This is a genomic window from Micromonospora sp. NPDC049580, from assembly GCF_040675595.1.
GTDB lineage: Bacteria > Actinomycetota > Actinomycetes > Mycobacteriales > Micromonosporaceae > Micromonospora.
This window is the reverse complement of record NZ_JBFAPG010000297.1, coordinates 1-8,064: the sequence shown is the minus strand read 5'-3', so window position 1 is coordinate 8,064 and position 8,064 is coordinate 1. Positions and strand designations below refer to the sequence as shown.

The window sequence follows — 8,064 nt, the reverse complement described above, 5'->3', positions numbered from 1 at the left end:
CGCTCGTCCTATCTGACGCGCGGGGCGCGCCGGGGGTTCCCGGACCGGGCTCTGCCCGGGCAGGTGACCTGCCCGGGCATCGCCGTGGTGCGGGTGTCGCCTGATCCGAGGATCAGAAGAAGCGGACGTTGGTGTAGATGCCGTCCTGCGACAGAACCTTGATCTTCCGGCCGGTCGCCGGGAGCTTGACGCCGTGGTTCGGCAGCTCCGGGTACCAGTACTGCTGGGTGTCGTCGAACAGAGGCTGCGCGGCCTGGCCCCGGACGTACTGGGGTTGGCTGTCGATGTGCAGCGTGAACGAGTCGGCCTTCTTCAGGCTGAACGGCGCGTCGTAGACCTGGACGCGGGCCCGCCAGGGGGCACCGGTCAGGTTGTAGAGCGGCCGCGGGTGCGCGTCGATGATCATGTTCCGACCCTCACCCGGGTGAGCGAACGTGTCGTTGTCCGCCCAGCGCAGGTTCCAGTAGGAGATCAGCAGACCCTCCTGGTACGCGTAGTGGTCCACGTAGTCCGGGCGGGTGTTCGCGTAGCCGAAGTAGTACGGGCCGGTCTTGAGGTACTTGTCGTACGAGGTGTACGACCGGGTACCGGCGATGTAGTAGTTCGCGAACTTCTTGGTGTAGGTGGCCGCGGCGATCTCGAACTTCCCCGCGAACGTCCAGCCGTTGGCACCGTTCTCGGCGCCGTCGGTGAACACGGTCTGACCGTCAGCGGTCACGGTGATCGCGTCACCGTAGAAGCCGCCCTTTGACAGCCCGCCGTCGGTCTGGTAGCGCAGCCGGAACTGCACGACCTTGCCCGCCACGGAGTTCATCGGGATGTTGACGTCAACCCACTTGCCGTTGCTGGAGCCGTCCAGGGCGAAGCGCCCGGGGGAGATCTCCTTCAGCGGGTTGCCGTTGACGGTGCCGGGCAGGGTCGCCCAGGTCTTGCCACCGTCGACCGAGGCCTCGAAGAACAGGTAGTCGAACCCGCTCTCGATGTTGTAGCGGCCCTTCATGGCCAGGGCGGCCGTCGACTTCCCGGTGAGGTCCAGCGTCCGGGTCATCGTGCTGTTCAGGTCGTCCTCGTTGCCCGTGAAGAACTGCTTGCTGCCCTCGAACGGTGCGCCGTTCGAGAAGGTGTACTCACGCGGCGGCAGGTTGACCACCGCGGCCTGCGCCTCCGGCGAGTTGTACTCCTGCGGGCCGAGCTTTACGGTGCGCTTCTCGTTCGGCCCGAGCGTGTCGTGGTCGAGCCAGCCGAGCTGGAGCTTGTTCCACGCGCCGAGGTCGCCACCGCGCTCGCCGATGCCGCCGTCGTTCTTGGCGCCGAGCCGGCTCTGGGCCATCAGGGTCCAGTGCTCGTTGTTGTTGTCGCCACCACTGACCACGTTGTAGTCGTCCGGCAGACCGAGGTCGTGGCCGTACTCGTGGTAGAAGACGCTCCGGCCACCGTTCTCCGGCTGGATGGTGTAGTCGCCGATCCAGACGCCGGTGTTGCCGATCTGGGTGCCGCCGGCCGGGAAGTTCGCCGGGCCGGTGTTGCCCTGGTCCGAGGCGTACGCGTACCAGCGGTGGCTCCAGATGGCGTCCTCGCCCTGGATCGGGTCACCGTCGGCCTGGTCGCCGCCGGAGTGGACGATCTGGAAGTGGTCGATGTAGCCGTCCGACTCGTTGAAGTTGCCGTCACCGTCGAAGTCGTACCGGTCGTACTGGTCCATCGACTTGACATCGGCGGCGATCTGCGCGTCGGTGCGACCGGCGGCCTTCTGGTCGATGACCCACTGGTTGGCGGCGTCGCGGACCAGGTCCCAGGTGTTGCTGCAGACGTTGCTGTCGCAGACGTTCGGGTCACCGGTCGGGTCGTCGTCGGCCTTCGGGTCGTCGGAACGACCGTAGCGGGCCTCGTTGTACTTGACCTTGACCCAGTCGGTGACCTCGCCCTCGACGCTGTAGCGACCCGAGGACTGGGCCTCGTAGTACTGCTTCAGCGACTCGTCACCGGGGTTGGTGCCGAAGTAGAGCTGCCGGTAGTGGTCGGCGTTGTAGTCCGGCTGCCAGACGGTGGAGTTGTCCACCGCCCGGTTGGGCGCCGGGATCTCGTTGTGCAGCGGACCGGTGAACTTGGTCGGCCCCGCGGTGTTGGGGTCGATGTTCTTGTCCGGGAAGTCCGGGTGCCGCTCGTTGCCGAACTCGGCGAGGATCACGAAGATCTTGTCGGTCCGCTGACGGGAGAGCTCGACGTACTGGTCTTCCGTCTGGGCCGTGCCCGCCCCGGTGGTGCGGGCGGCGGCCCCGTCGGCCTGGGTCTTACCGACCTTGACGACGGTGCTGCCGTTGATCTTCTCTGCCTTGGCCTTGCCGGACAGGACCTCGCTGAGGCCCTCCTGGCGCAGCGCTCGCCGCTTGTCCTCCAGCGGGTTCGGCAGGTCGTGGTCGGCAAGGGCGGGCTCGGCGACCGACGGAGCGGCCGTCGGCAACTTCGGCTGCGGCGCGGCACTGGCGGACGGTCCGAACGCCAGCCCCGTCGCCGTCAGTGAGAGCCCGAGCAGACCCACTGCGACTTTGCGCACGTGGTACCTCCGGTTTGAGGGAACCGGCCCAACGGGGGTACGGGCCGGTGATAGATCGATCCCACTAGTGGGACCAATGGTGAACATAGACACTGCCGGGACGGGTGGGAAGATGTGCGCGTCGATTTGTTGCAAGATTTTGTTGGGAACGCTTTTCACCGTCACACCCCTGCGGTTCATCAGCACGCGAATCAGGGTGGACTGGTCGGCAACGTCCGCAGCGATGCATTTCGATCAATAAGATCAGCCGTTACGACAGTGGGGCCGGCAGCGTTCCCGCCACCGGCCCCACCATCAGTTGTTGCTGCGCGAAACCGTTACTTCTTCGCCGGGGTGACGAAGATGGTCGCGGACGAGTTGTCCCGCGCGGTCTTACGGATGGTCAACGAGACGCCGTTCTGCACGCCCGCGTCGCCCGGGTTACCGGTGCCGAGCACGATCACGCCGCCGCCCAGCGTCACGCCGTAGAACTCCGGCGCCGGGCTGCCGTCCGGGTTGGTCACCCGGGTGGTGTACGGCGCTCCACCGCGCGACGGCACCACCACGGAGGCGTCGTTGTCCCGCGCGTACGGAGCCCCGTTGCGCATCTCGATGCCCGGGTACCAGCCCTTGGCGTCGGTGAAGCTCTTCACCGGCGGCTGGGCCTTGAACTTCGTGCAGTACGCGCTGTACGGCTCGCCCGCCGCCTCCAGGCACTCCGTGAAGGGGTACGTCTTCTGGAGCGTGAACGCCGCGTTGGACGACTGCGGCCGGCTGGGCAGGTTGTCCGTCACCGACGGGTCCTTCTCGGCCGCCGTACCGGTGCGCCGGTACGGGTCGAAGTGCGAGTCCACGATGAGCAGCCCGCCCTTCGCGCCGTAGCTGGGCAGCGCGGTCATCTGCCCGGTGACGTGGTTGACGTCGCCGAGCGCGCTGTCCCGGTACCACACCAGCATGCCCGGCGCGTTGTAGGAGATCCGGTCGACCTTCCACGCCTCGTGGGAGTAGATGGTGTCGTAGGCGTACTTCAGGCCCTTGTCGAAGCCGTCGAAGTTGCGCCACTCGGCCAGGTAGTACTGCGCGTGCACCTCGGTGCCGCCTGAGACCTTCCAGCCCGCGCCGGTGGTGTCCACGAACGTGCCGCCGGTGGCCGTCCAGCCGTTGGCGCCGCCCTCGACGTCGTCGCTCCAGGTGGTGGCGCCGCCGCCGGTGACCGAGAAGTCGTCGACGAACCAGTTGCGCTCCTCGAACGCCTCATCGGTGGCGAGACGCAGTCGCACCTGGACGGTCTTGCCCGCGTACGCCGACAGGTCGACGTAGTCGTGCCGCCAGCCGTCGGTGCTGCCGGTCAGGCCGTACTTCTTGCCGCCGAAGTCGTTCATCCGGCCGTTCGGGTCGCCGTAGTTGTCCGGCGTGGTGACCACCGTGCCACCCTCGGCGTACACCTTCTGCTCGGACCAGGTCGTACCGCCGTCGGTCGACAGCTCGACGAAGCCGAAGTCCCAGTCCTCCTCGATGATGTAGTTGTTCCACATCCAGAACTTGGCGTCCGCGGCGTTGGGCACGTCGACCGAGCGGCTCAGCTTGACGTCGGCCCAGCTCTGGTCGTTGTTGCTGTGCCACATCTTCGTGCCGCTGTGCGGCGTGGCCAGGACCGTCACCTTGTCCGGCAGGTCGACCTTGATGCCGTCCTCGGAGTCGATCGGCGTACGCGAGGTCTGCCCGAGCTTCACCTCACGCGGGTTGGAGCCGGGGCGGATGGTCAGCGGGTCGGCCCAGCCGAGCACCCACTTGTCCCAGATGCCCATGTGCGTGGGCAGCGCCTGGAAGATCTCACCCGAGTGCGAACCCGAGGCCATCAGATCCCAGAAGTCCACGTCGGAGTCGGCGTTGCCGGAGGTGTCGTAGAGGTCCGGCAGACCGAGGTCGTGGCCGAACTCGTGGGCGAAGACACCCACGCCGGCGTCCTCCGGCTGCACGATGTAGTTCGACACCTTCAGGCTGGTGCCCGGGATGGTGTAGCCACCCGGGACCGAGGAGGAGTGCGCCCAGACGGCGTACACGCCCTGGTCGCCGCCGCCGCGCGACTTGCCCTGGCCAGCGTGCACCAGCACGAGGTGGTCGATCACGCCGTCGGGCTCGAAGAGGTTGCCGTCACCGTCGCGGTCGGCCTGGTCTTCCTTGTCGTACTCGGCCCACGGGAAGCTGGGGTCCTTGGCGGCGAGCGCGTCGATCGCGTCGGCCGCCAGCCTGCCCGCGCCAGCCGGGTTGTCCGGGTGGCCGTTCATCGACTGCTCCCGGCCGGGGACCCAGTTGCCGTTCTCGTCCTGGGTGCAGCGGTTGGCCGCGTACCAGCCCTCGGAGTGCGGCACGGTGATCCACGGGCTGGCCTGCCCGGCGACCGTGTACGCGTTCTTGGACATCTCCAGGTACATGTTGTGCATCGTGCGACCGGTGAGGTCGATGCCCTTCTTGCCGTCCGGGCCCTTCAGGTCCTTGCGGACCCGCTCGGTGATGCCGTTCTTGCTGTACAGCATCTTGTCGTAGTGCGACGGCGAGAAGTCCGGCACCCACATCGAGTTGTTGTCCTCGTGCGGCAGCGTCGCCGGGTTCGGGATGGTGTTGTGCTTCGGCCCGTTCTGCACGGTGCCGGGGACACAGGTCCGATCCTCGAACACCGTCTTCGGGACCATCACGTTCGTGAAGTCGTCGTTCGCCTTGTCGTTGAACTCGACAAGCAGCGTCAGCAGCTTCGCCGTCTGCGTGGTCGGCGACTGCTTGATCTGCCGCGGGCTCTTACCCGTCTTGATCGACTTGGCTTCGATCTGCGCGAGCTGGCGCGCGGTCACCGGGTTGCCCCGTGCGTGCTTCTGGTCGAACGCACGCGCGGCGTCGACGGCCGGGGTGTAGACGCCACCCTTGCCCTTGACCTCACGGCCGGTGGTGTCCGTCTGCACCTCGGGCTCGGCGTAGTTGATGTAGTACTCGTCAGCCCCGATCACCGCCCGGGGGGTGGTGGACGGCTGCGCCGCCGCACTTCCACTCACGGTCAGTGAGGTGGCCGCGAGGGCGATGACGGGCAGCGCGACGAGTAGTCGTCGACGCGACCCCGGATGGGAGTTTCTGTTCATGCCGCTCCGTTTCTCGGGCATGGGCGGAGGAAGCCGGCCGACTCCGGACGCGCAGGGACGCATCGAGGCCCGCCGACCTCCGTGAAACTAAATGAGAAACACGCCGAACGGCGGGAACGTGATGGAGGCGTTATTCGTCCAACCACCGCAGCCGGCGGCGCGCGGTGGTCGTACCTCCACAAAAGATGACGGTGGGTGACGGTCCGTGCGGACCGTCACCCACCGATGGGGTACGCCTGTCGTCAGTCCTCGTCGGACTTCGCGCCGCTCATCCCGGAGGAGATCAGCTCCATCACCGAGGAGTCCTGCAGCGTGGTCACGTCGCCGAGCGACCGGTTCTCGGCCACGTCCCGCAGCAACCGACGCATGATCTTGCCCGAACGGGTCTTCGGCAGCTCCGGCACCAGCATGATCTGCCGCGGCTTGGCGATCGGGCCGAGCGTCTTTGCCACGTGGTTGCGCAGGTCCGCGATGAGCTGCTCACCCGCCTCGCCGACGATGTCCGTGCTGCCCCGCGGGATGGCGAACGCCACGATCGCCTGGCCGGTGGTCGGGTCGGTCGCGCCCACCACCGCCGCCTCGGCCACCGACGGGTGCGACACCAGCGCCGACTCGACCTCGGTCGTCGAGATGTTGTGCCCGGACACCAGCATCACGTCGTCGACCCGACCGAGCAGCCAGATGTGCCCGTCGTCGTCCTTCTTCGCCCCGTCGCCGGCGAAGTACATGCCCTCGAACCGCGACCAGTACGTCTCGATGAACCGGTTGTCGTCACCCCAGATGGTGCGCAGCATCGACGGCCACGGCTCGCGCAGCACCAGGTAGCCGCCCCCGCCGTTCGGCACCGACTGGCCCTGGTCGTCCACCACGTCGGCGACGATGCCCGGCAACGGAGTCATCGCCGAACCCGGCTTCGCCGCCGTCACCCCCGGCAGCGGGGAGATCATGATGGCGCCCGTCTCGGTCTGCCACCAGGTGTCCACGATGGGCAGCTCACCCCCGCCGACGTGCTGCCTGTACCACATCCACGCCTCGGGGTTGATCGGCTCGCCGACGCTGCCCAGGAGCCGCAGCGACGACAGGTCGAAGCCGGCGGGGATGTCCTCGCCCCACTTCATCATCGTCCGGATCAGGGTGGGCGCGGTGTAGAGGATGCTGACCTTGTACCGGTCGACGATCTCCCAGAACCGGCCCTTGTGCGGGGTGTCCGGGGTGCCCTCGTACATGACCTGCGTGGCGCCGTTGGAGAGCGGGCCGTACACGATGTAGGAGTGCCCGGTGACCCAGCCGATGTCGGCGGTGCACCAGTAGACGTCCGTCTCCGGCTTCAGGTCGAAGACCGCGTGCGTGGTGTACGACGCCTGCGTCAGGTAGCCGCCGGTGGTGTGCAGGATGCCCTTCGGTCGGGCCGTGGTGCCGCTCGTGTAGAGAATAAACAGCGGGTGCTCGGCATCGAACGGCTGCGCCGTGTGCTCGGCCGACGCCGTCTGGACCTTCTCGTGCCACCAGTGGTCCTTCTCCGACCAGGCCACGTCCTCACCGGTGCGGCGGACCACCAGCACGTGCTCCACCGACGGGCAGCTCGCCACCGCCTCGTCCACGGTCGGCTTCAACGCCGACGGCTTGCCCCGCCGGTAACCACCGTCCGCGGTGATCACCACCTTGGCGCTGGCGTCCTGGATGCGGTTGCTCAACGAGTCGGCGGAGAACCCGCCGAAGACCACGCTGTGCGCCGCGCCGATCCGGGCGCAGGCCAGCATCGCGACCGCCGCCTCCGGGATCATCGGCAGGTAGATCGCCACCCGGTCGCCCGCCGTGACCCCCAGGTCGGTGAGCGCGTTCGCCGCCCGGCAGGTCAGCTCGTGCAGGTCGGCGTACGTGAGAGTGCGGGTGTCGCCCGGCTCGCCCTCCCAGTGGATCGCCACCTTGTCACCCCGGCCCGCCTCCACGTGCCGGTCCAGACAGTTGTACGCCACGTTGAGCTGCCCACCGACGAACCACTTCGCGAACGGCGGGTTCGACCAGTCGAGCACCTCGTCCCACTTCTTCGACCAGGCCAGCCGGTCGGCCTGCTTCGCCCAGAAGGCGAGCCGGTCGGCCTGCGCCTCGGCGTACGCGTCGACGGTGACGTTGGCGTGCGCGGCGAGTTCGGCCGGCGGGGGGAACTGGCGCGTCTCGTTCAGCAGATTGGCCAATGCCTCGCTCATGCCGTGACTCCTCGTCCTCGGGGTGACCTGCGTCTCGCTGGGCACGAGGGTAGTCGCGGGGCCCCCGGCCGGCGACCGCTGCCCACCCCGTCGCGCCGAGCGGCCCCCGCCGCGCGCCCGACGGCCGGCCCTGCCCGTCCCGCCGCGCACGCCAACGTCACCGTCGACGCGTACGCCGAGGCGCAGGCCGACC

The 8,064-nt window shown here is 67.9% G+C and carries 4 protein-coding genes; 1 reads left to right on the top strand and 3 read right to left on the bottom strand.

The genetic code is table 11. From position 1 onward, the window contains the following. Positions 1–112: 112 nt before the first annotated feature. The 3 genes from AB0J68_RS21730 to acs all read right to left on the bottom strand — a co-directional run bounded on the left by AB0J68_RS21730 (position 113) and on the right by acs (position 7,871). Positions 113–2,539 carry an immune inhibitor A domain-containing protein gene (locus AB0J68_RS21730; RefSeq protein WP_355065553.1) on the bottom strand — a complete coding sequence of 809 codons (2,427 nt, stop codon included), beginning with the start codon at positions 2,537–2,539 and terminating at the stop codon, positions 113–115. A 332-nt stretch (positions 2,540–2,871) separates the two neighbouring features. Next, positions 2,872–5,664: an immune inhibitor A domain-containing protein gene (locus AB0J68_RS21725; RefSeq protein ID WP_363940214.1), complete on the bottom strand. Its 2,793-nt coding sequence runs from the start codon at positions 5,662–5,664 to the stop codon at positions 2,872–2,874. Positions 5,665–5,906: 242 nt separating this feature from the next. Further along, positions 5,907–7,871 carry an acetate--CoA ligase gene (acs, locus tag AB0J68_RS21720; RefSeq protein ID WP_355065373.1) on the bottom strand — a complete coding sequence of 655 codons (1,965 nt, stop codon included), beginning with the start codon at positions 7,869–7,871 and terminating at the stop codon, positions 5,907–5,909. A gap of 3 nt (positions 7,872–7,874) precedes the next feature. Between acs and AB0J68_RS21715 the strand changes: the two genes are divergently transcribed. Then, on the top strand, positions 7,875–8,064 hold a 190-nt coding region (locus AB0J68_RS21715; protein WP_363940212.1), incomplete at its 3' end, for a hypothetical protein.

What these genes read in the sequence shown, in the direction of transcription:
- acs (WP_355065373.1), bottom strand. Translation starts at nt 7,871, where the DNA reads ATGAGCGAGGCATTGGCCAATCTGCTGAACGAGACGCGCCAGTTCCCC.
- AB0J68_RS21725 (WP_363940214.1), bottom strand. Translation starts at nt 5,664, where the DNA reads ATGAACAGAAACTCCCATCCGGGGTCGCGTCGACGACTACTCGTCGCG.